Origin of the sequence: Aquimarina sp. Aq78 (assembly GCF_900299525.1) — a bacterium.
Lineage (GTDB): Bacteria > Bacteroidota > Bacteroidia > Flavobacteriales > Flavobacteriaceae > Aquimarina.
Genome location: NZ_OMKA01000001.1, coordinates 104,425 through 128,370 on the forward strand (window position 1 = coordinate 104,425; position 23,946 = coordinate 128,370).

A 23,946-nucleotide genomic window follows, 5' to 3' on the forward strand; every position below is an offset into this window, starting at 1 on the left:
AAAACTTCTTCTTGCTGTATAAATGTTTTGAAAAAGAATTATTTTTTATAGATATTGAAAAGGTAAATTAAACGTTACTTGTGTGCCTTGAGAAAGATTTTGTATATCAAATGCAATTTTTTTCTTTCGCATCTTACGATAAAGGTCGATACGTTCTTCTGTTATTTTTATAGCATGCGATACATGATCTTTACGTTTTACCTTTATAGCTTCTTCTATCCCAGATCCATTATCCAATATTTTTAGTACCAAATGGTCTTCTTCCATCGAAAAATGAATATGAATAGTTGCACCTTCTTTTATAGTAGTAACACCATGTTCAATAGCATTTTCTACAAAGGGTTGTGCAAACATAGGAGGGATGGCGATTTCATCAGTAATTAAACCGTCTTCTACTTCAATTTTGAAAGTAAAAGGATGATCACGTTTTAAGTTTTGAATGCTCAAGTAATTATCGAGCATGTTAATTTCCTGATCCAGACTAATAAACTCACTTCTTGAGTTATCTAACACTTGCCGAATGAGCTTCGAGAATTTTACGAGATACATACTGGCTTGTTTGGCATCTCCCTGATTCATATAATCCTGTATAGAAGTCATGGCATTAAAAATAAAATGCGGATTCATCTGTACACGCAATAGATTTTGTTCTATATCCTGTGCTCTTTGTTGTAACGCTAACCTTTTTTGTCGATTTACCAAATACAATACTAATCCTAGAAGTAATAAAACTACACTTGCAATACCAAAAATAGTTTTATTAAAATTGGCTTGTTTTAATTCTAAAGACTGGATCGAGGCTTGTTGTGCCAAACTCTTTATTTCTTGTTCCTTTTTCTCAGTTTCGTACTGTACTTGTAGTTGCGATAATTGTTTTGATTTCTCTTTTCCTAGGATTGAGTCATAAATGGCATGATATCGTTCATAAGATTCAAGAGCAGCTTTATGATTACCTAATGCTTTCTCTACTTTTACTAAACCATACGATGCATCTTTTATTGCAGAAAGAAAACCAATCTCTCTAGCAATAGCAATACTTTTAATAAGATGTTTTTTGGCCTGTTGATAATTTTTTAATTCTAATTGAATTTCACCTATAGTATTCATTACGATAGTAGAAGAAGATTGTTCTCCAATTTCCTGACTTAATGATAATCCATTTTTTAAGTACTCCAGGGCATCTTTATATTTTTTTTGACTGAGATATATTTCACCTATTAAGCAATAATTAGATATCATAATGCCATTAATATTCAGGTCTTTGGCAATTTTCAAGGATTTAAAAGAATACGTTAAAGCCTTGGTATTGTCACCTTGTTCAAAATAAATATTTCCAATGTTTAAATAATCCTCAGATATACTTGCTTGGCTTTTAGTTTCTTCACTAATTGTTAAGCATTTAAAATAGTATTCTAATGCTAAGTCGTAATCTCCTAAAGTTTCATAGATAAACCCAATATTGCTAAGAGAAACAATAGCTTTTCTTTTACTGCCTATTTCATCATTGATTTTAGAAGCTTTTATAAAATACTCTAATGCAGAAGAATAATTACTTTGATACACATTGATCATTCCCATACTATTGTATCCAGAAAAGATCCCATTCTTGTTATTTAGTTCTTTAAATAACTCTAATGCTTTAAAATTATAATCTAATGCTTTGCTGTAATTTCCCAATCTGGCATGTACTTGTCCAATATTACTATAACAGAAAGCTATATCTTTTTTATTTCCTAGAGAATCTTCTATTTTTAATACTTTTGTAAAGTGCTCTATTGCCATAGCATACTCACCTTTCTTTTTATAAGTAAGTGCTAGATCATTATATGCTTTGGCTCTACCATTAACATATTTTGTTTTTTGACGTATATCAAATACTTTATCAGAATGTTCTAATTTTATAATAGCCTGACTTATATTATAATGCGCATCAGAAATTCCTTCAATATAATTTAATTGTTTAGAAAGATTAATAGCTCGATTTGCATAGCTAAAGGTTTTAGTAGAATCTGTAGAAGAATATTGAAAAGCTATACTATTGTAGATATCTACTTTTTCTTTATCTGTGATTTCGGTTTTAAGTAGTTGTAATAAAGAATCTACTTTGACTTGGTTTTGTGCAAGAGCACTAAATACATTTATATAGATAAAAATAGTGGATAGAAGTATTTTTTTATCAATATTTAGAAATACAAACGACGACATATATCAAATACCATTTATTTATATGCAAGAATACATAAATATCTGAACGCAACAAAAGGGATGTGCCAGGTAATAGAAGTGAAGATTAAAATATCAAATTTATTTCTGAAGTATTACGATAAATTTAATTCTATTTTTTTTGAAATTTTATAACTTGCCCTACTATACAAAAATAAGTAATAGATAAGTTAAATCTTATTGTTTATTACACACAAACTTGGATATTTAGTTACACAGATATAGACTACATTTAATTTATATACAATGACAACATTAAAAGCAGGGGATAAGGCTCCTAATTTTTCGGCATTAGATCAGGATGGAAATACAGTTACTTTGGGGGATTATCAAGGAAAAAAACTAGTTGTTTTTTTCTACCCTAAAGCGAGTACTCCTGGTTGTACAGCAGAAGCCTGTAATCTAAGAGATCATTATCAAACTTTTCTGGCCCAGGGTTATGAAATTATCGGAGTAAGTGCTGATAGCGCCAAACGACAGCAAAATTTCAAAAATAAATATGAATTACCTTACCCATTATTAGCAGATGAGGATAAAGCTGTAATCGAAGCTTTTGGGGTGTGGGGGCCAAAGAAATTTATGGGTAGAGAATATGATGGGATTCATCGTACTACTTTTGTTATTGATGAAAAAGGAATAATTTCTGAAGTCATTGCAAAGGTGAAAACCAAAGATCACGCTGCGCAAATTTTATAGACGTGGGAATACTATATTTAAAAAGCAGTATAGTTATTTACTATACTGCTTTTTAAATGCATTTTGTATCTGTAATTTACTTTACAGTTTCTATTGTTTTATATCCAAAAAAGTTATTGGCTTTTATCATTTCAGGAATAAGGTCTGGCAATTGATCTTCCCATCCAGATTCTCCCTCTTGAATTTTTTGCAATACTTCTCTTGAGAAAATATTCATAATAGAAGGATCATAATCCGTAATATCTTGTAGCTTACCATTATACTTAAAGAACTTATAAAGTTCTTTCATTCTTGGGTGTACTTTAAGGGTGTCACTAGTGGTTATCTCTCCTGTTTTATGATTTTTTAATGGATATAAGTATACTTTTAAATCTTTAAAGAATAGTTTACCAAAAGCTTCCAGAATACCTCCACTAAGGTGTCTGTAGTATTTTTCATCAAAAATATCTACCAAATTATTAACCCCCATAGAAAGTGCCATACGTTCTTTGGTGTAATTAGAGAAATACTCAACTACTTTGTAATATTCTTTAAAATTAGAGATCATTACTGTTTGTCCAAGAGAACAAAGTAACCTGGCTCTAGCCATAAAATCTTCTTCGTCGATTTCACCTTCGGCCCTTAAGTTCGATAGTGTTACCTCAAAGATGACTACGGTTTTGTCTTTGTTTACTTTATTTTCACTCAAGAACATATTGAGTGATTTTTTATAGATATCCATATTAACCTTAGTCACGGGTCTAAAACTCCCACGCAGTGCCAATATGTTTTTCTTATATAATATTGCAGCAGGTAAAATATTATGTCCGTCGGGTCCAAACATTACCGCTTCGGTCATTCCATTCTTAACCAATTGTAGACTCATCAATCGATTATCTACTTTTGTAAATCGTGGTCCAGAAAAGTTAATAGTGTCAATCTCTATTTGATCTTTATCCAAATGATCGTACAGATATCTCAATAATTTTTTTGGATTATCGTATTTGTAATATGCCCCATAAATAAGGTTAACACCTAATATCCCTAAAGTCATTTGCTGCAATCGGGCATCATTTTCATGAAACCGAATATGGAGCAAAATTTCATTATAATCTTCATTTGGTGTTGTCTGATATCGAATGCCTACCCAACCATGACCTTTATATTTCTTAGCAAAATCAATTGTTGCTACAGTATTAGCATAACTAAAAAAGAGCTTATTGGGATGTTTCTCTCTGGTAATTCTTTCTTCGATAAGACCAACTTCATGTCGAAGCATTTTTTTTAATCTTGCTTCGGTAACATAACGTTTATCGTTTTCGATACCATAAATAGCATCACTAAAATCTTTATCATATGCGCTCATTGCTTTTGCAATGGTACCAGAAGCTCCACCAGCTCTGAAAAAGTTTCGAGCAGTCTCCTGACCCGCACCTATTTCGGCAAAAGTACCGTAGATGTTTTGGTTCAGGTTAATACGCAAAGCTTTACTCTTTATTGAAGGGACAGATTCAAATTCTTTATCTCCCATTATCTTAATAGGCATAGTAAAAAGGGCTTTTTTTGTTTACCGTAAAGGTAATAATACAATGAGTATTAAAAAAGGTTTGAATGTAAATTTCTATATTCCCTAATATTTTAAGTATTATTTATGGGAAATATGTGATTTTTGACCAAAAAAATATAAGTACATTTGCTCTAGTTTATTAAAATATGGAAGTAACTTTTCTTGGTACAGGTACATCACAAGGGATTCCGATTATAGGAAGCACTCACCCTGTTTGTTTAAGTGACGACCCGAGAGATAAGCGACTTCGTGTTTCTATACTTGTATCTTGGGATGATTACCAGTATGTTGTGGATTGCGGACCAGATTTTAGGCAGCAAATGCTCTCGAATCAGGTATCTCGAATTGATGGAGTAGTTTTTACTCATGAGCATGCAGATCATACTATGGGATTAGATGATATACGACCATTTTTTTTCAGGCAGGGCGATATTCCTATCTATGCGCATAAAAGAGTTTTACAAGCACTAAGAACGAGGTTTGAGTATATTTTTGCTTCAGAAAACAAATATCCCGGAGCGCCAAGTGTTATTGAAAATGAACTTACTAATCAACCTTTTCAGTTAGGGAATCTGGATGTTATTCCTATAAATACGTTTCATAATCGTTTGCAGGTTTTTGGATTTCGATTTAAAGATTTTGCATATCTAACAGATGTAAAAACGGTTGAAGAAGAGGAAAGATTAAAATTAAAAGGAGCTAAAGTTTTAGTGATTAATGCACTAAGAATAGAACCCCATCACTCGCATTTTAATTTGGAAGAAGCTCTCGAATTTATTGAAGAAATACAACCAGAAAAAGCATACCTTACTCACATAAGCCATATGTTAGGGTTTCATGCGGAAGTAGAGAGATTATTACCTAAAAATGTATATATAGCTTACGATAATTTAAAAATAACCATCTAGAATATGAAAAATAAGATCTTTTTATATCTATTCATTTTTGCAGCATTATTTATTCTTTTTCAGTTTATGAATGCCAAAAAAGCAAAAGAATCCTATGATACAAAAATAGAGAACTTAAAGACCAAAATCACAACAAAAGAAGCGACCATTGATTCACTAATTAGTGCTAATATGGATATTACCTATTTTACTTTAGAAAGTAATGAGGATGCAGTAAGTTACTTTGAAGAAATGGGGTATGATGCCAATAAATTAGCTTTAACTATAAGTGACCAGATTATTGGGCAAAATAAGGCAGGAAAGGATAACCCATTAATCCCATTTGTAGGGATGGAAGGTAATATGAGTATTAATAAAGTAAGATTGCTAAATCATAAATGGATTATAGCTGATTTTACTGATGGTGTGTATTGGGGAGAGCTTTTTATTATTTATGAAGTGAAAGAAGGTGGTGTGATAGATTTTGAAGTAGAAAAATCATTTTTGTACCCAAAAGACTAGAAGAATACCTAATTTAATAAAGGCCAAATGTACATTTGGCCTTTATTAAATATATCATTAATTAAAAGTATACGTTCTTCGTGATACTTGTGTTACTCTAAAATAACCATTGGCGTAGTTTTTCGCATTATCCAGGTTAATACAATTTCCTTTTAAAGCAACTGGAGTTGCGCTAAAAAGGCCGAGACCTTCAGATTGCTCGATGAGTATTCTTATATAGTTATAATACCCTTCAGAAATACCGTATAAATCAATATTTACAACATCTCCGGGTTTAAATTCTTCGGTTTTGGTTTCGGTATCTTCTTCTTTTTCATAATACCAACTAATTTCATTACCGTTTGCAAATTCATCGTCAAAATCTTCAAATTCTGCTAGGAGATCGCCCACTTCTTTAAATCTAAAAAGGTAATAGTTATCTTCATCTTTTGGATCATCGAATTTAAGGTTAACCTCCAGAACTTCATCATCAAAACCATCTTCAGTTGATTGACTAACTTCTTTGATATCAACAACAGGCATTAATGTTTCTTTGGCAGAATAATTTTCTCCGTTATAGATCACTTCTAGTGTATAGGATTGATTAAGTACTGGTACAAATTCTGTAGTTGTATATTCTCCATTATTTTGATCAGTAAAAACGAATTCTACCCCGCTAGAGTCATTCGTTACTTTAACCGAAGCACCGGTAACACTTGTATTAGAAGTTGTATCAAAATATGCAGTAGATGTACTTAGTTTTATGGTTTGATTGTTTCCCGTAGTGCCTTTCTCCCAATCTAATGAGGCTTCAATAGTTAATCGGGCAGGAGCAGTTTGTACATCCACATCTATTACATCTTCACAAGAGGTAAAGATGATAGTAAAAAGAAATATTGTGATTCTTAAATAAGCTTTCATATGTCTATTTTTTTAAAATTTGAAGTTATAGATTACCGACGGTACTATACCAAAAATTGCTGTTCTTGTAGCTTCATTTGCCCCTGTCTCTACATTTTGACCAAAGGATATTGAAGCTGCATTTTTCTGATTATATACATTGTATATTCCAAAGATCCATTCTCCTTTCCATCTCCTGTTTGGTTTTCTGTTGGGTCTGTATGTTGCAGAGATATCAAGTCTGTGATAAGCGGGTAATCTATCAGAATTTCTAGGGGCATAACTAGCTACAGACAATCCTTCATATTCGTATTGACCATTAGGGTAGGTTACAGGTCTTCCGGTTTGAAAAACCAGATTAGCTCCAAAACTCCATTTATCAGTTAGTTTATAAGAACCTGTTACCGAAATATCATGTGTTCTGTCATATGCCGTATTATACCAATCTCCATTATTGATTCCTGGACCTCCTGCATTACTACCAAGACTTCTTTGTTCTGATTTTGATAAGGTATAAGAAACCCATCCTGTTAATTTACCTTCATTTTTACGTACCAAAAGTTCCAATCCGTATGCTCTGGATTCTCCATTCAATATTTCGGTTTCAATAGTATTGTTTCCTATTAAATCAGACCCATCAATATAATCAATTCGATTATCAGTGGTTTTATAGTAACCTTCTACCTCTAAGGAGTACATTTTATCTTTAAAGTTTCTAAAATACCCTAATGCATATTGATCTGATAATTGTGGTTTTATATATTTTCCACTTGGTGTCCACACATCTAATGGTGTAACAGAAGTAGTATTGGATAATAAATGGATATATTGTGCTGCTCTTGAGTATCCCATTTTAATAGAAGAAACATCATTTAATTGATATGCTAAGGATGCTCTGGGTTCAAAGTTTCCAAAACTTTTGATCGTTTCACTTTTCTTATAATCGGTTTCTCCTATTTCGATACCTCGTTCATAAAAACCTAAAGTATTATTATAAACAACAGGTTGGTCATTAGCATAATTTTTCAAAGCTTGCCCACCTAAACGACTAAAAGCACTATATCTAACCCCATATTGTACTGTTAGTTTATCGGTAAGTTTATGCTCTGCATTTACATATACACCACTTTCCAAAGCTTTTTTTCGATCTAGAGATAAAGGGTTTATCGAAGAAGATTCTGATGTTGGCTGCACTTGTCCTGGATCAAAATCATAATAGATACCGCTAATCCCAAAGTCTAATTTGAACTTATCACTGGCATAATATTTAAGATCATATTTGGCATTGTAATTATTAATTGACGAAACCCATTCGAATTGTTCGATAGCAATATCTAAATCATAATCATATTTACTATAGATAAGGGATAAGTTCGAAAATAATTTATCATTAAAGATATGATTCCATCTTAAATTTCCTGATAGGTTTCCGTAGCTGGTTTTGAAATTATTTCCAAATTTAAAGGTATCTCTACCATAATATCCAGATAAGTATAGCTTATTATTTTCGTTTAATTTATAATTGGTTTTAAGGTTTACATCATAAAACCCTACGGTATTTTTCTCTCCAGCTGCTTTTAAGATAAGATCGACATATGAACCTCTACCTGCAACCAAAAAAGAACCTTTATCATTAAATAAAGGACCTTCGGCAGCTAATCGGCTAGAGATTACACCAATTCCCCCGGTAAGACTAAATCTCTTATTGTTTCCATCCTTTTGGCGAACATCCAGAACAGAAGAAGTTCTACCACCAAAACGAGCAGGAATCCCTCCTTTATATAATTTAATATCTTTAATGGCATCTGCATTAAAAACAGAAAAGAAGCCTAATAAATGAGAGGTATTATAAATTATAGCTTCATCGAGTAATACTAAATTTTGATCCGCAGCTCCACCTCTTACATGAAACCCACTAGAGCCTTCACCATTATTGGTTACACCTGGCAGCATTTGAATAGATTTTATAATATCTACTTCTCCTAATACTACTGGCATTTGCTTTACAGTTTTGATGTTTAGCTTAGAGACACTCATTTCGGGTTTCCTAAGACTTACACGTTCTGTCTCTTCACTTTTAATAATTACTTCATCTAATTCTGTAGAAGATTCAATAATATCAAAATCTATTTTTTGATTTTTGTCAAGTATTACTTCTTTGTTAATATCTGCATACCCAACATAGGAGGCAATAAGGGTATAGTTTCCTTTTGGGGCGGTAATGGAATAAAAACCATACTCATTAGTGATAACACCAATAGAAGTACCCTTCAAAAAAACGGAAGCACCAAAAAGTGTCTCCCCATTATTATTATCTTTAATGGTACCACTTATTGTATAGTTGTCTTGTGCCATCGCACTGGTACTAACAAAAAATATAGTCAAACAGCACATTATTAATTGCTGCGTCCTTTTTTTTAGATTTCTAAATTTAAAATGTCGATGCATATTGGTTTGTTTTATAACTTTTGATTTGATTGAGTTGTTAAAAAAAAATAATTACGTATTAATGATTTTGTATTTCATAGACAATTTAGAAAACCAAGGGTTGCATGGATAACAAAATATTTAATTTTCGCTTTACATATAAACCTTTAAAATCCTGTTATTATAGAAACTTTTGAAAAGAAAAACCTCTCTTGGTAGTAATGCCAGAGAGGTATATTAAATTATTTTGTTATCATTTTACTATGGGGTGCAATCACTAGAATAACTAACAGATGCATCTTTTTTCCAATCATTTAGGTATGTGGCAGTAGGATCATCTACTTCTATACAGGTGAGGGAGGGGTTGTCGGACATGTTTACATCCATAAAGTCGACAGTATTTCGGTTTTTAATGTTTAGAGAGGTGAGTTGATTTCCGTAGCAGAATAAGTAAGATAAATCAATGTTTTTACTTAGATCTAGTGTTATTAATTCGTTGTAGTAACACCATAACCACTTTAAAGCCGTATTATTACTCGTATCCAGATTAGTAAGTTGATTATTATCACAATACAACTTAGTTAATGCGATGTTTTTACTTAGGTCTAATGTAGACAGTTGAGCATTTCTACAATGTAATTGAGTTAAAGCAATATTTTTATAGAGGTTTAATGTGGTTAATTCATTACCTCCACATTTAAGCTCAAGCAACTTTGTGTTTTTACTAATATCGATATCAGTGAGTTGGTTTTGATCACAAATAAGATAGGCCAAATTTACATTTTTGCTAAGGTTGAGTTTATTAATTCGATTTATACTACAATCCAGATAGTTTAAAGCAGTGTTTTTACTTAAGTCTAATGTAGTGATTCGATTTATATAGCAATATAGGGAAGTGAGTGCGGAGTTTTTACTCAAATCTAATACCGTTAGTTTATTGTTTTGACACCACAAGCGATTCAAATTTGTAAAATACTCAATTCCTGATAGATCAGAGATATTTTTATTGTGTACATCTATGTCTTTGATCATTTTAGCTTCTTCTTCGGATATTTCTCCATCGTTATTAATATCTATAACAGGGTCTGTATGTTCTATTAATGCTTTTTTAAAGTTGAGGTCAGAAAAGACAATGTTTTTTGTGTCATCTTTTTTGTTTACTATAGATCTTGTTATGGTTTTTAGCATTACCAACCCTTGTTTTTCGGTATGTATTTTGTTTATAACAATTTTAAAATCTTTTACACTAAAAATGATAATACCTATAAGTAAAACAGTGATGGTGTTTAAATTTCTCATATTTTTTATTTCTTGTAGAAAAGCTGTATTCAATTTATATATAAACAGAAATGATTTAAAAGCAAAGGTTGATAATAAATTTTTCATTTGTAACCCTGTTTTCAGGGATTATAGAAAATGTTTTATTATCAGAATAGCTTCTATATACGTTCAGATATACTAAGATTTTTACTATGTTAACTATTAAATAAGTCCCAGTGATGTTATATAAAAAAACCACCTGCGTAGGTGGTTTTTCTGTTTAGTTAGTTTATTAAGTGGTGTGAAGTTAGTATGCGATATTATTTTTTTAAGAGCTTCTTTTTGATAAACTCTCCATCGATCTCGATTACAGCAATATAGATTCCTTTAGAAACTTCAAAACCATTTTTTGATGTACCGTTCCAGGTATATGTAAAGCCTTCATCATTTTGCTGTTGATCTACTAATTTTCTAATAAGGTTGCCATGTATGTCATAAATATCAATAGATACAGTATTTTCTTTTTTTATGGTATTGAAAAAAGTAACCTCATTTCTAAATGTATTTGGATATACTTTAATAGTATTGGCGGTTGTCTTGTTTTTGTTAGATTTTATTTTTTTCCATTGTCTTCCTAATGGTTGATCTAACCATAAAAGAACAAACTCATTATCATCGGGGAGCCCCGTACCTATATGGCGACCTACACTAAAAGGATAGTTATTATCATTGAGTACACCGATTAAAAAAGGATTAAATACAACTACGCTTTCTATCGTAACAAAAGGAAATGCAAAATCTTTTCCTATTCCTATATCACCTTCTAATCCTGGTTCAGAAATTCTACGAATATCGTTAATTTTAAGAAGATCAACATTTAATCGTTTTTCTATCAATGTTTTGTCTTTATCTAATTCAACCTCATAAATTGCTTTATAACCATTTATATCTCCTTGAGAACCATCACGCTCTATGATTAGTCCTCTTTTTGAGCTAAACATGATAAAATCTCCTATTGCACTAGCTTTCTTATGAAGAGGATATTCGAATCTTTTACCTGTATATGATTTTCTTTCTAAATCGAATTCATGAATCAGTAAATTATTAGTATCAGAACCTTTAAGAGGTTTTTCTAGTAAAGGTAACAGCGTTTTTTTATCGGTGCTTAATGCCATTCCTTCAAAACCTCCACTACCTTTTACCCGAAAAGGAGTGTCTAGTTTTGTATTTCTATATGGCCAATATAATCCCGCTAACCATGGAGTGTTTTTCCCGTTTTGATCTTGTAGATTGGTTCCATCTCCCGCATTACCTACTTTGGGGAAATCACCAAATAAACATACTGTTCTTATCTCTGGGTATTTTTTATGAGCAATAAGAAGTGTCCTGAAATCAAAACTTTGAATATCCGCCCGATCAGTAAGATTATTTGCAACGATTACATCGGCCACAGCCGTTGTAAAAGTTTTTGAATCTACTGTTCTATTTGCAAAAATATCCCCACGATCATCGATATCGGTCCTGGGGTTAATTTTGGTTTCAATATTAAAACGAACCTTGGATGCATTCTTCCAACGTTTCACTGCCTCGGGATCTGAAGCCCCAGGTCCGTTTTGGTAGTATGATGTGTAAAAATTCACAAAATCGAATAGCTGCTGTAAGGAAGGCATAATATAAGGATCTATAAACCTATTCTGTTTTGCAAAAGCTACAGCAACCGGTGATAAAGAGAGATCATTAGTTTGAGAAGGCCTTCCATTTAAGATTTTATCTGCAATAAATGTATTTTGAATTTGATCTAAAGAAAAATCTTTAACAAGAACTTCATCTTTAAACTCATAGGGTGTACCATCTGCTTTACGTGTTTTTGCAGCTTCGATATGTGGATCATGATCCAAAACAGGGATTCTATCCAGCGTAATGCCGCAATCAGTTTCTATGGTTGGCATCAGAAAATCCAATGCAGCCTCTATAGCGGGTAATGTATTCTCTGGACGTAAGTTTCGGGCACCTCTATGGCCTTGTGCATCAAATAAATTGATATCAATCAACCCTTCAGGAGTCATAAAATCAGGTTGACCATCTTTATTTTTATCAAATTTTTGAAGGGATTCTAGTAATACATCAGGGCGATCAGAGATAATTCCCTGTACACCAAGATCCAAAAGCAGGTTTATGTTTTCAAGATCATTTACAGTATATACGACTACTTGGTGACCTGCGCGATTTAAAGAAGATACATTAAATAGTTCACTAGATGCAGCGGCTAGGGCAGAAGGAGGGTTTTTTCTGCTTCCTACTACCGTATTGGTATTTTGATCATCAAGCATCACGTACCATGGGGACATTACCGGAGATTTACTTCCATATGCTTTTGCATGTGACCGCATAGCATTCATTATCCGCAAGGCACTATATTCCTCACTATATGGATTCTGTGGTGCACGAAGTTCTTTCCCTGGGATGTCAAAATCAGGTAGTGGTACTGGAGGATCCATTAAAACACCATTCTTGTCAAAATGTAATAAGAAAGGTCCAAATTCATCACCAATCCAATAATCACCGTTAGCAGTTCTTTGTATAGATTCTATATCAAAATCTGCTCCAGTGAGAACTCTCGAATCACTAAAATGATTGGTAATAGCAAAAGGAATCAAACCATTAGGATCTCGCAACTCAATGTAACTTAATACATCAATAGATCCATTACCCCAACCAATAATGCTTTTGAAATTTGGCTTGATTCTATACAGACGAAGATTATAATCTGATGAATTTTCGATACTCCCAAAACCATTATCTGATAATACGGTGAAGGTTCTGTCGTAGTTGTTTAAAATTGAAGAAAACCCTTGTATTGGCTGTTTATTATAAAAAGGAACTGGCTGTTGATTGATTAATCCTTGGTTGATGTATTGTCCTGAGGTGGGTCCATTGGAGAAGCTGGCAGCTGGTAAAACTGCTCTGGATATCAGTATATCTCCAAAGTTTATGAAGGACTTACCAGTTCCTTTTAGGTATGTTTTTCTATTAAAATGATTATCGGTAGGAAGATCGAATTTGGATTTCTCTATAGACTCATTTTTAGAGGTCAATTTTTGAGCTTGTAATGTAAATAGCCCAATACATAGCATACTTAATAGTATACAGTGTTTTATTTTAGAAATGATTAAGTAATGACGTTTCATGGCGTGTTGTACATTTAAGATTTGCTTGGTTAATGACACCCTAAATTTACATCGCGTATATTACCTGATTGTTTATCATTCTTAAATAAATGATTATGTCTGTTATCCGTTTTTCTTTTTCTGAATTTACCGTAATTAAATGCTCTTTTTTACTCGTAAATTCAAACAATAAATACATAGTGTAAAGTTCCATGAAAATAAAACAAGGCCATCTACACTGGTAAATGGCCCGTTCTATATATACATATTGATTATCTAATACCATCTGGTAGTGAACTTATGCTACATATTTTTTTACGATATGTAACTCTAATTCTAATTTCATACGGTCCAAAGGGTGAATTATGCATAATCCCACCAGGTAATCGCTCATAATTAGTGACCAAATATGAAGAATTTGGCCTATTGTCAATGGCCAAATTCATCCAACCATCTAATCTGCCATTAAAAACATCAGCAGAATAACAACAATTGTTTAAATACAATTTTATGATACGGGTTTGTGTTATATTTCCTCGCCACCAGGTACAATTAGATGGGAGTTCTTCGGTACGACAATTATTTAATAGATCATCAATGATATATTGATGAGGCATATCTCTTCCGGATCCCGAAATAAAATTACATTCGTCTGTATCCAGAACCAGATCATCACTACAAGATGATCTATCATAAGTAGAACAAGTAGAAACCTCGATAGTTTCTCGTTTCAGATTTTTGCTATCTGAATTTTTAAGGATTGTATTTTCTTTTTCTGAAGATACAACTTCTTCTTTCTCACAGGATGAGAAAAGGAACGCTCCAATAAACAAGATTAGAATTGAGTAATTTACATTTTTACAGGTTTTAATTTTCATAATAATGAGTATTTGATTTTCCTACTCTATTTTTAGGATTTTCGGTTTCTCCTTTTTGTATTTCTACTCCTATATCAGCTTCAGCAAAGTTTTGTTACCCAATATGCAGCACTTTATGATGAACTTATTTAGACACCTGGTTTGTACTAGAAATTTTTACGAAAACGTTGTAGTGATTTTTTGTGATTCTTATTAAGTAAATTGAGTTTTACTGAAAAATCAATAATTCTTCTGGTGTAGCTATCGTTATATCCTTATTCTATAGGGATTCAGTTATATTTGAGTACTATCTATTGATAAAAACACATGTTGAATATGAATTCTAAGTTTACCTTTTTTCTAGTATTTATTACACTTATACTCACGACAATTTCTTGTAAAAAGAAGTACGAAGGCCCATATCAAGGCTTCAAAAAAAAAGACACTCATATCGAGGTGTTTAAGGATAATGGAAAATATATAATTAAACCTTATTCTGATAAAATTATAGAAACCTCATTTATACCAACAGGGGAGACATTTAATTCACAATCTCATGCCGTAATCTTAAACTCTATTGCTACAAAAATACAGGTATTAGAAAATGATAGTGTACTGACCATACATACTAGTGGTATTGATGTTCATATCACCAAAGAACCATTTCATATTTCATACACGTATAAGGGAAAGAAGCTGATTTCTGAAAAAGAGGGGTATATAAAAACAGATTCTACCGAAATTTTGGATTTTAACCTGGATAAAAGCGAAGTGATTTACGGAGCAGGATCTCGAGTGGTAGGGATGAATCGTAGAGGTAAAAAACTTCAGTTATACAATAGAGCTCATTATGGGTATGAAAATTATTCTGAATTAATGAATTTTACAATGCCTTTAGTGCTTTCTTCTAAAATTTATGCTGTTCATTTTGATAATGCTCCGATTGGATTTTTAGATATAGATAGTAAAAAAGATAATACACTACAATATGAAACCATTAACGGAAGAAAAACATATCAGGTAGTTGCAGGGGATGATTGGAAAGATTTGATAGATCAATATACCAACCTCACAGGAAAACAACCATTGCCTCCTCGTTGGGCATTTGGAAATTTTGCGAGTCGTTTCGGGTATCATTCTGAAAAAGAAACCAAAGAAACTATAGCTAGATTTAAAACAGATAGTATACCATTAGATGCTGTAATTCTGGATATTTATTGGTTTGGAAAAGAGATCAAGGGACATATGGGAAACTTTGAATTTTTGAAAGACTCATTTCCAAATCCAAAACAGATGATCAATGATTTTAAAGATCAGGGAATCAAAACAATATTGATTACAGAACCTTTTGTACTAACGACTTCAAAAAAATGGGATGATGCTGTGAAGAGAGGCGTTTTAGGAAAAGATATGAAAGGGAATCCATTTCAATATGATTTTTATTTTGGAAATACCGGAATTATAGATATTTATGATCCTAAAGGAAAAGAATGGTTTTGGGATATTTATGCTACATATACTCGTGATTATGGCGTAGCAGGTTGGTGGGGTGATTTAGGAGAGCCAGAAGTACATCCTTCAGAATTGCAACACGCTACAGGAAGCGCAGATGAGGTTCATAATATTTATGGTCATGATTGGGCACGATTGGTGCAGGAAGGGTACCAAAGAGATTTCCCTGATCAACGTCCGTTTATATTAATGCGGGCAGGATATTCTGGATCTCAACGATTTGGAATGATCCCATGGTCTGGTGATGTAAGCAGAAGTTGGGGGGGATTGCAATCCCAAACCGAAATAGCATTGCAGATGGGGATGCAGGGATTAGGGTATATGCATTCTGATCTGGGAGGATTTGCTGGCGGTGAGGTTTTTGATTCAGAATTGTATACCCGCTGGTTACAATATGGAGTGTTTCAACCCATATTCAGACCACATGCTCAGGAGCACATTGCACCAGAACCTGTTTTTCATGATATAAAAACAAAAGCTTTAGCCAAGAAAAGTATCGAACTTAGATATAGCTTACTACCTTATAATTATACCATTGCTTTTGATAATAATCAAATGGGGTTACCATTAATGCGTCCTTTGTTTTTTGAAAATACAGATAATAAAGAGTTATCCGAAATAAGTTTTGCCTATATGTGGGGTGATCATTTTCTGGTATCACCCATAGTACAACCAGGTATTGCATCTATGGATATTCCGTTTCCAAATGGAGCAAATTGGTACGATTTCTTTACCGGACAGAAATTTGAAGGAGGAACATTTAGAACAGTTGAAATAGTAGAAGATCACATTCCTGTATTTGTAAAAGCAGGAGCATTTATTCCTATGGTAAAACCTGTACAAACCACAGAAATGTATACGACCAAAGATATAATACTACATTATTATTATGATGATCAAGTGAAGACAAGTTATGGTAAATTATATGATGATGATGGTAAAACATCTAATGCTTTTGAAAATGGAAAGTATGAGATATTAAAATTTGATAGCAAAACAACTCCTGAAAAATTATCTGTAACATTATCAGCAGAAAAAGGAGCTAATTACACATCCAGTGACAGAAAAGTGACTTTGGTTATTCATAATATAAAAACTGAACCAAAATCTATAACAATAAAGGGAAGTTCTACTTTATTTGATTGGGATGCAGAACATAGAACATTAAATATTGCTCTCGATTGGAATTCTACCAAAGCTAAAAGTATTGATGTAATTTTTTAAAAGATTGAGAAAATCAAAAACTGACAAATGACTAAAACAAAAATCATACTATTATTTATAACTCTTGTCCTCATAATATCTTGTAAGCAAGAACAGTTGATTGTTACAAGTTTATCATCTCCAAAAAAATCAAATACGATAGAATTTTATTTATCTCAAGATGGGACTCCCCGGTATTTGGTTAAACATAAAAATAAAATTGTAATCGACAGCTCTTCCATGGGATTTGATTTTAAAAATCAACCAGCTTTAAAAAGCGGTTTAGAAATTATTGATACTAGATCCAATAGTGTAGATGAAACCTGGGAAATGCAATGGGGAGAACAACGGAAAGTTAAAAATCATTACAACGAATTAATCATAGAACTAGAAGAAATAGCTGCTCCGAATCGAAAATTTAATATACATTTTAAAGCATATGATGATGGTATTGGGTTTCGTTATGAATTTTTACCACAGCAAGGTGTTGATAGTTTAATTGTAATGGATGAGAATACAGAGTTTCAGTTAACAGGAGATCATACTACATGGTGGATTCCCGGGGATTGGGATATTTATGAGCATCTATATAATACCACTAAGATATCCGAAATTAATGCACTGGCCTTAAAAGATCATAATAATTTAGCTCAGACCACGATTCCTGAAAATGCTGTAAATACTCCCGTAACTATGCGTACGGCTGATGGAATATATTTAAGTTTCCATGAAGCTAATCTTACCGATTATGCCGGGATGACACTAAAGGTTGATAATGATACTTTTAAATTAACAAGTGAGCTTGTCGGCTCAGACAGATTAGGTTATAAAGTGAAAAGAGCTTTATCTGAAAAAACGGTTAAAACCCCATGGCGAACTATTCAAATAGCAGATAAAGCGACCGAATTAATAGATTCTAAATTGATTGTCAATTTAAATGAACCCAATAAAATTGGTGATGTTAGTTGGTTTGAACCTAAAAAATATGCCGGAATTTGGTGGGAGATGCATATTGATAAATCCTCTTGGGATTACGGAATGGCTATGGATGAGGATGGAAAATGGATTGATAATGGGAAAGCACATGGACGTCATGGCGCAACCACAGAAAACACTAAAAAATATATTGATTTTGCTGCAAAAAATGGAATAAAAGGTGTTTTGGTTGAAGGATGGAATACAGGATGGGAGCGTTGGATTGGTTTTGAGGATAGAGAAGGGGTTTTTGATTTTGTAACACCCTATCCCGATTATGATCTTAAAGCATTAACCCAATATGGAAAAGAAAAAGGGGTAGAGATTATTATGCATCATGAAACCTCTGGAGCACCTCGTACATATGAAAAACAATTGGATACAGCATTTCATATGATGAGCCAGTTAGGGATTCATTCTGTAAAAACGGGCTATGTTGGGAAAATAATTCCAAAAGGCGAATATCATCATGGACAATGGATGGTAAATCATTATCGAAAGGTCTTGGAGGCTGGAGCAAAATATAAAGTAGCAATAAACGCTCACGAACCTATTAAAGCTACTGGTATTCGACGTACATATCCTAATGCGATCGCCAGAGAAGGACTAAGAGGGCAAGAATTTAATGCCTGGGCAGCCGATGGAGGAAACCCACCAGAGCACCTGCCCATAGTTGCTTTTACAAGAATGTTAGCGGGACCCATTGATTTTACTCCTGGAGTGTTTGATATATCTTTGCCAACCAAAGAAAATAACCAAATTAATACAACACTAGCACAGCAACTAGCCTTATATGTTGTCATCTATAGCCCAATCCAAATGGCTTGTGATTTACCAGAAAATTATGAAAATCAACCTGCATTTCAATTTATAAAAGATGTAGGTGTAAACTGGGAGCAAACTATTGTTTTGAATGGAGAAATTGGAGATTATGTAACCATTGCACGAGAAGAAAGAAATACAGGAAATTGGTTTGTAGGAAGTATAACAGATGAAAATAAAAGAGAAATAACTATCAATTTTGATTTCCTTAAAGAGGGGGAAACGTATCAGGCGGTACTCTATAAAGATAGCGATGACACCCATTATAAAAACAACCCTACGGCAATAGATATTGAACACCTTGAAATAGAAAAAGGAACGACAAAAAAGATTAACCTCGCCGAAGGTGGTGGGGTTGCTATTAGCATCATGTTAAAGAAATAACATAGTATAGAAAATAATGATTTATTATCGAAATGAGGAGAATACTACATCGAGCTAAAAAAAACATAAATTACTCATTCTACTTGTGTTATATTTTAATCGATGCTGTAAAAAGTAATCTATCTCTCTGTAATTGAAACGCTACTGAAACTAAAAACGTAAATATTTCTTTGCAAAAGAACCTAAAAATATAGATATTGTATGTCTTAAAACCTTTAACCGATTAAGAATTAAAAGAAAATAAATACAGGTAATTTAGTATTATAAATTGCGATTGGTATTTCTTTGGATTTGCATCAAAATTCTAAGGTTTTTAATGCAAAAAAATATGAAAATCAAGAGTATACTGTTTTTTTTTATTGCCTTAATTTTAGTTGGATGTAAAACCGATGATATAGTATGGCTTGATGGCCAGTGGGAAGGAGTAGGGTGTCAATTGGATTTAGAAGATAATAATACCTGGTCTATTAATTTAGAGATTGATATTTACCAACAATCATTTGAGATAAAATATCCAAGCTTAGAATGTTCTGGACAATGGGAACTGGTCGAGTATTCATACAATCGTGCTACCTTTAATGAATTAATTTTAGAGAACACCAATACCTGTATAAAAGAAGGAACGGTAATCATAACCAAAGTGGATGAAAATCATATTAGTTTTAGCTATTATATTATAGATGGAAAAGATGTTTTGGCCTTCTCTACGTTGAAAAGAAAATAAGAATATTGGCGTATTATATACTAAATGAGGAAAGGAAAGATACTAGGTGTAAGCAAGAGTCAATCTCACACTTTTAATAAATTTAGTTGCGAGCATATAACGCTTATCAAAGGATTGGGCGTTAAAGGAGATGCCCATATGGGAAAAACAGTAAAACATAGATCTAGAGTATTAAAGGATCCTACTCAGCCAAATTTAAGACAAGTACACCTGATTCATTCTGAACTATTTGAGGAATTGAAGGAGAAAGGATTTTATATCAAGAAAGGGGAGATGGGAGAGAATATTACTACTATCGGGGTAGACTTATTAAGTCTTCCTAAGAGTACTATTCTAAAGCTTGGTAAGAAAGTGAAAATTAGAATAACTGGTTTAAGAAACCCTTGTAATCAATTAAATTCTATAAAAGAAGGATTGATGAAAGCTGTTTTGGTTATTGATGAGAATGGGGATTTAATAAGAAAAGCTGGTGTTATGGGAGTAGTGGTAGAAGGTGGAGAAATATCTGTTGAAGACGAAATTGAAATTTTATTACCCGAAGAACCATATCTTAAACTAGAAAGAGTATAGGAAACACGATAATATATCTCTTCAATTTTGATAGTTTTTTGAAACTTAGAAGTTGGTTATATTAACTGGTTTCGGTCATAAATTTAATACCTGGGGCTATGCAAAAAAATAAATCAGTCGAAGAATTTATTTCAAAGAAAGAAGAATGGAAAGAAGCATTAGAAATCTTAAGATCAATAATGCTTACTACAGAAATGGAAGAGACTATAAAATGGGGAATTCCGGTTTATACTATTAATGGAAAAAATGTAATAGGAATAGGAGCATTTAAATCCTATGTAGGTATTTGGTTTTATCAAGGTGTATTTTTAGAAGATAAGGCAAAGAAGTTGTTAAATGCTCAAGAAGGAAAAACCAAAGGTTTACGACAATGGAGATTTAATACTACTGATGATATAGATGAAAAATTGATATTTCAGTATGTAAAAGAAGCAATTAGAAATCAAAAAGAAGGCAAAGAAATCAAACCAGAAAGGTCAAAAACAATCGAGATTCCTTATGAATTATTAACTGCACTGAGTGTCAATGATAATTTAAAAAAATCTTTTGAACAACTAACTCCTTTCAAACAAAAAGAATACGCAGAATATATTGCTACAGCAAAGCGAGAAGCTACTCGTATATCAAGATTAGAGAAAATAAGCCCATTGATAATAGATGGTATTGGGTTGAATGATAAGTATCGATAAAAAATACTATTTTTTGCAAAACAATTTAGAGCAAAATAAATCAGAAGGTTATTCTAAACTAAGAATGTTATACATTTTTGCGATTGCTCCTTTTATTCTTGTTGGTAAGTGGACGGTTGGAAAAGATCTTATCGAATTACGGAATGAAAACTTTAAACTAAAATTCAAACAACGACTCATTTTACTTTTGACGGGAGCTTTGTTTTGGATAGGAATCTTTCTTTACGGATTTAATACATCTGAAAAGGAACGGTTAAAACTTTCTCCAGAAGACGAAATAGAAATATCTGACTGGAAAAAGAAACACGGATATGAAAAATAAACATTGGGGCAACACGATATATATGATCATAGCTGATTAGTGATTAATCGATTGGTTCTTGTATTTTTATGAGGGCGCAATGCTTGCAAAAAACAAAAGCTAGCAACCAATGCGCAGAAAATGTCGATAGTTAGGTAACATTATGTACAGCTACAACACATATATTAAACGTTGTATAACATATGAAAAAAAAGAACCAAATATTAATTGTAGCGATGATATTACTTTTCAGTTGTAAATCGAAAACTGTAATCATTGAAAATTCTGAGAATGGAAAAATGGAATTTAAATTCTTGGAAATCGCACAACCATTTGATTTGGAGTTAACCGAATTTCATGAAAACAATTTTCATTGTTTTACTGAGGGAATTCCATATGCTATTCTAATCGGAAAAACTAATAATACCTCATTACCAAATATTGTTACAGTTCTTTCAAGATGTGAAGAACGAACTTTTAAAGTTGGACAAAATTTAAGGATTGTTCCAAAAGAAGATCCACGGAATAATGTTAGCCTTAATTTAATTTACTCTTTAAAGGATACTATAATTAGTGGAAAGAAGAAAAGCTGGCTCATAGGTGCTGAAAATAATGCGATTTGGGGGATTGCTGAATAAACTGGATTAATATGAAAACGTTGTACAATAACATATATTAAATGTTAACTACAATTTGAAAAGATGACAACGAAGTACTTAATAGCAGGCTTAATATTTGGAATATCAATATCATTTATTTCATGGATAGTTGGAATGATTATTAATGCAATCCTTTTGAAAACTGAATTTTATAAAAAGATATCTAATCTGAATTTTATTACTAGTGAAACTATAAATAAAAATATTGGAATCAATTATTTTAAATGGATTGTAAAAAACACCTTTTTCAAATTTTTTAACCAAAAAATAAAATTAGAAAACCAGAAAATAGATTTGACTGAAATACGAAGAGAAATGACAATTGCGGAAATAAGTCATTTAATCGGATTTGTATTCGTAACCTTTTTTGCCTCATATAAAAGCATTACGGAAAACTATTCATTTGGACAAGTGATTATGATTGTTAATGTCTTAATGAATTTATATCCATCTTTATTACAGCAGAAAAACAAAAGACGAATTGATAAACTAATAAAAATAAAAAGCAGCTAACAATTTGTATAGTTCATTTGCTTCCTTCGGGTAGCAAACGCACCATACAAAAGACGTTATCTGTAAGCAAAATAAAAATTATGCTAAAAAAAACACCCATTATATTCTTACTCTTTTTAATAGTTTTCTCAAAAGGATATTCTCAAGAAATTGAAACATTAAGAAAAAAAATTGACAGTATTATAAATACTAAAAAAGCAATTGTTGGAGTCGCAATTAATGGTATTGAAGTTAAAGATACTCTAAGTATCAATGGTCAAAGACACTTTCCAATGCAAAGCGTATTCAAGTTTCCAATTGCATTGACAATTTTATCTGAAATAGACAAAGGCAACCTTTCTCTAAACCAAAAAATTGACATTAAGAAAAGTGAGTTGTTGCCTGGACTATGGAGTCCAATTCGAAAAAAATATCCAGAAGGTGGCAAATTTACCATAGCGGAAATCATAGAGTATACCGTCGCTTTAAGTGACAATGTTGGTTGTGATGTTTTGTTAAAACTTCTTGGAGAACCACAGGCTGTTGAAAATTATTTTTCGAGTCTCGGTTTTAGGGAATTTGCTGTTAAGATAAATGAAGAGACCATGCAAAATAATTGGGATTCTCAATTTCTAAATTGGACAATACCAAAAGAAGCTAACAAGATACTGGCAACATTTTATGAAAACAAAAATGGTTTACTTTCCAAAGAAAGCTATGATTTCATATGGAATATAATGAAAGGAACCAAAACAGGAAAAAACAGACTAAGGGGACAATTACCTAAAGAGACGGTAGTTGCACATAAAACTGGCTGGTCAGGAAAACATAAAGAAACAGGTATAACTGCCGCAGTAAATAATATCGGAATTGTTTTTCTACCTAATGGAGAATACTTTACTATAAGCGTTTTTGTCACTGAATCAGTAGAAGATTTTGAAACTAACGAGAAAATAATATCTGATATTTCTAAAGCAGCTTGGGATTATTTCATAGATGAGTAACTATAGATTATCCTAATCAAATATTAAAAATGCTAGTAGGTAACAATGCGCATAAGTAATAGTGGTTTAAGCGATAAAACAAAATATAAACATATAACAAAGGTCAGTGCAAAACTGAAAAGTTAGTGAGTAGAAATCCACTACTAC

Annotated in this window: 19 protein-coding genes; 12 read left to right on the forward strand and 7 right to left on the reverse strand. The window is 32.2% G+C overall.

The features are described from left to right. Nucleotides 1–45: 45 nt before the first annotated feature. The gene (locus DG435_RS00435; protein ID WP_106794333.1) at nucleotides 46–2,205 is read right to left on the reverse strand and encodes a tetratricopeptide repeat protein; all 2,160 of its coding nucleotides are present in this window, start codon (nucleotides 2,203–2,205) and stop codon (nucleotides 46–48) included. Between the two features lie 264 nt (nucleotides 2,206–2,469). Between DG435_RS00435 and bcp the strand changes: the two genes are divergently transcribed. Continuing rightward, complete coding sequence (gene bcp, locus DG435_RS00440) at nucleotides 2,470–2,919, forward strand: thioredoxin-dependent thiol peroxidase (RefSeq protein ID WP_106794334.1); 450 nt, start codon at nucleotides 2,470–2,472, stop codon at nucleotides 2,917–2,919. 76 nt (nucleotides 2,920–2,995) lie between these two features. On the opposite strand, the gene DG435_RS00445 is transcribed toward bcp, so the two are convergent. Then, the gene (locus DG435_RS00445; RefSeq protein WP_024769540.1) at nucleotides 2,996–4,444 is read right to left on the reverse strand and encodes a TonB-dependent receptor; all 1,449 of its coding nucleotides are present in this window, start codon (nucleotides 4,442–4,444) and stop codon (nucleotides 2,996–2,998) included. Between the two features lie 167 nt (nucleotides 4,445–4,611). Between DG435_RS00445 and DG435_RS00450 the strand changes: the two genes are divergently transcribed. Further along, a complete protein-coding gene (locus tag DG435_RS00450; RefSeq protein ID WP_106794335.1) occupies nucleotides 4,612–5,373 on the forward strand; it encodes an MBL fold metallo-hydrolase in 762 nt (253 codons plus the stop codon). A gap of 3 nt (nucleotides 5,374–5,376) precedes the next feature. Continuing rightward, nucleotides 5,377–5,874: a hypothetical protein gene (locus DG435_RS00455; protein ID WP_024769538.1), complete on the forward strand. Its 498-nt coding sequence runs from the start codon at nucleotides 5,377–5,379 to the stop codon at nucleotides 5,872–5,874. A 57-nt stretch (nucleotides 5,875–5,931) separates the two neighbouring features. On the opposite strand, the gene DG435_RS00460 is transcribed toward DG435_RS00455, so the two are convergent. From DG435_RS00460 to DG435_RS00480, 5 genes are all read right to left on the reverse strand, one after another. Next, nucleotides 5,932–6,774 (reverse strand): DUF4249 family protein, encoded by an 843-nt coding sequence (locus DG435_RS00460; RefSeq protein WP_106794336.1) that lies wholly within the window; start codon nucleotides 6,772–6,774, stop codon nucleotides 5,932–5,934. Nucleotides 6,775–6,786: 12 nt separating this feature from the next. Next, the gene (locus tag DG435_RS00465) at nucleotides 6,787–9,147 is read right to left on the reverse strand and encodes a TonB-dependent receptor (RefSeq protein WP_106794337.1); all 2,361 of its coding nucleotides are present in this window, start codon (nucleotides 9,145–9,147) and stop codon (nucleotides 6,787–6,789) included. A gap of 294 nt (nucleotides 9,148–9,441) precedes the next feature. Further along, on the reverse strand, nucleotides 9,442–10,479 hold the full coding sequence (locus DG435_RS00470) for a leucine-rich repeat domain-containing protein (RefSeq protein ID WP_159025729.1): 1,038 nt from the start codon (nucleotides 10,477–10,479) through the stop codon (nucleotides 9,442–9,444). Nucleotides 10,480–10,760: 281 nt separating this feature from the next. Further along, nucleotides 10,761–13,628 carry an esterase-like activity of phytase family protein gene (locus DG435_RS00475; RefSeq protein WP_106794339.1) on the reverse strand — a complete coding sequence of 956 codons (2,868 nt, stop codon included), beginning with the start codon at nucleotides 13,626–13,628 and terminating at the stop codon, nucleotides 10,761–10,763. A gap of 251 nt (nucleotides 13,629–13,879) precedes the next feature. Further along, the gene (locus DG435_RS00480) at nucleotides 13,880–14,485 is read right to left on the reverse strand and encodes a hypothetical protein (RefSeq protein ID WP_106794340.1); all 606 of its coding nucleotides are present in this window, start codon (nucleotides 14,483–14,485) and stop codon (nucleotides 13,880–13,882) included. Nucleotides 14,486–14,800: 315 nt separating this feature from the next. Between DG435_RS00480 and DG435_RS00485 the strand changes: the two genes are divergently transcribed. The 9 genes from DG435_RS00485 to bla all read left to right on the forward strand — a co-directional run bounded on the left by DG435_RS00485 (nucleotide 14,801) and on the right by bla (nucleotide 23,799). Next, a complete protein-coding gene (locus DG435_RS00485; protein WP_106794341.1) occupies nucleotides 14,801–17,200 on the forward strand; it encodes a TIM-barrel domain-containing protein in 2,400 nt (799 codons plus the stop codon). 27 nt (nucleotides 17,201–17,227) lie between these two features. Then, nucleotides 17,228–19,360, forward strand: coding sequence for a glycoside hydrolase family 97 protein (locus DG435_RS00490; RefSeq protein ID WP_106794342.1), 2,133 nt, complete (start codon nucleotides 17,228–17,230; stop codon nucleotides 19,358–19,360). A gap of 328 nt (nucleotides 19,361–19,688) precedes the next feature. Continuing rightward, nucleotides 19,689–20,084 (forward strand): hypothetical protein, encoded by a 396-nt coding sequence (locus DG435_RS00495; RefSeq protein ID WP_159025730.1) that lies wholly within the window; start codon nucleotides 19,689–19,691, stop codon nucleotides 20,082–20,084. A gap of 24 nt (nucleotides 20,085–20,108) precedes the next feature. Next, a complete protein-coding gene (locus tag DG435_RS00500) occupies nucleotides 20,109–20,654 on the forward strand; it encodes an MOSC domain-containing protein (protein WP_106794344.1) in 546 nt (181 codons plus the stop codon). Nucleotides 20,655–20,752: 98 nt separating this feature from the next. Then, entirely contained in the window at nucleotides 20,753–21,343 is a 591-nt protein-coding gene (locus DG435_RS00505) for a YdeI family protein (RefSeq protein ID WP_106794345.1), read from the forward strand. Between the two features lie 13 nt (nucleotides 21,344–21,356). Then, a complete protein-coding gene (locus DG435_RS00510) occupies nucleotides 21,357–21,665 on the forward strand; it encodes a hypothetical protein (RefSeq protein WP_159025731.1) in 309 nt (102 codons plus the stop codon). 182 nt (nucleotides 21,666–21,847) lie between these two features. Next, entirely contained in the window at nucleotides 21,848–22,282 is a 435-nt protein-coding gene (locus DG435_RS00515; protein WP_106794347.1) for a hypothetical protein, read from the forward strand. A gap of 63 nt (nucleotides 22,283–22,345) precedes the next feature. Beyond that, entirely contained in the window at nucleotides 22,346–22,816 is a 471-nt protein-coding gene (locus DG435_RS00520; protein WP_108840538.1) for a hypothetical protein, read from the forward strand. Between the two features lie 80 nt (nucleotides 22,817–22,896). Further along, on the forward strand, nucleotides 22,897–23,799 hold the full coding sequence (gene bla / locus DG435_RS00525) for a class A beta-lactamase, subclass A2 (RefSeq protein ID WP_199852732.1): 903 nt from the start codon (nucleotides 22,897–22,899) through the stop codon (nucleotides 23,797–23,799). Nucleotides 23,800–23,946 lie beyond the last annotated feature (147 nt).

What these genes read in the sequence shown, in the direction of transcription:
- DG435_RS00520 (WP_108840538.1), top strand. Translation starts at nt 22,346, where the DNA reads ATGACAACGAAGTACTTAATAGCAGGCTTAATATTTGGAATATCAATA.
- DG435_RS00435 (WP_106794333.1), bottom strand. Translation starts at nt 2,205, where the DNA reads ATGTCGTCGTTTGTATTTCTAAATATTGATAAAAAAATACTTCTATCC.
- DG435_RS00445 (WP_024769540.1), bottom strand. Translation starts at nt 4,444, where the DNA reads ATGCCTATTAAGATAATGGGAGATAAAGAATTTGAATCTGTCCCTTCA.
- DG435_RS00505 (WP_106794345.1), top strand. Translation starts at nt 20,753, where the DNA reads ATGCAAAAAAATAAATCAGTCGAAGAATTTATTTCAAAGAAAGAAGAA.
- DG435_RS00450 (WP_106794335.1), top strand. Translation starts at nt 4,612, where the DNA reads ATGGAAGTAACTTTTCTTGGTACAGGTACATCACAAGGGATTCCGATT.
- DG435_RS00500 (WP_106794344.1), top strand. Translation starts at nt 20,109, where the DNA reads ATGAGGAAAGGAAAGATACTAGGTGTAAGCAAGAGTCAATCTCACACT.
- DG435_RS00460 (WP_106794336.1), bottom strand. Translation starts at nt 6,774, where the DNA reads ATGAAAGCTTATTTAAGAATCACAATATTTCTTTTTACTATCATCTTT.
- DG435_RS00480 (WP_106794340.1), bottom strand. Translation starts at nt 14,485, where the DNA reads ATGAAAATTAAAACCTGTAAAAATGTAAATTACTCAATTCTAATCTTG.
- DG435_RS00515 (WP_106794347.1), top strand. Translation starts at nt 21,848, where the DNA reads ATGAAAAAAAAGAACCAAATATTAATTGTAGCGATGATATTACTTTTC.
- DG435_RS00465 (WP_106794337.1), bottom strand. Translation starts at nt 9,147, where the DNA reads ATGTGCTGTTTGACTATATTTTTTGTTAGTACCAGTGCGATGGCACAA.
- bcp (WP_106794334.1), top strand. Translation starts at nt 2,470, where the DNA reads ATGACAACATTAAAAGCAGGGGATAAGGCTCCTAATTTTTCGGCATTA.
- DG435_RS00490 (WP_106794342.1), top strand. Translation starts at nt 17,228, where the DNA reads ATGACTAAAACAAAAATCATACTATTATTTATAACTCTTGTCCTCATA.
- DG435_RS00485 (WP_106794341.1), top strand. Translation starts at nt 14,801, where the DNA reads ATGAATTCTAAGTTTACCTTTTTTCTAGTATTTATTACACTTATACTC.
- DG435_RS00470 (WP_159025729.1), bottom strand. Translation starts at nt 10,479, where the DNA reads ATGAGAAATTTAAACACCATCACTGTTTTACTTATAGGTATTATCATT.
- DG435_RS00455 (WP_024769538.1), top strand. Translation starts at nt 5,377, where the DNA reads ATGAAAAATAAGATCTTTTTATATCTATTCATTTTTGCAGCATTATTT.
- DG435_RS00495 (WP_159025730.1), top strand. Translation starts at nt 19,689, where the DNA reads ATGAAAATCAAGAGTATACTGTTTTTTTTTATTGCCTTAATTTTAGTT.
- DG435_RS00475 (WP_106794339.1), bottom strand. Translation starts at nt 13,628, where the DNA reads ATGAAACGTCATTACTTAATCATTTCTAAAATAAAACACTGTATACTA.
- bla (WP_199852732.1), top strand. Translation starts at nt 22,897, where the DNA reads ATGCTAAAAAAAACACCCATTATATTCTTACTCTTTTTAATAGTTTTC.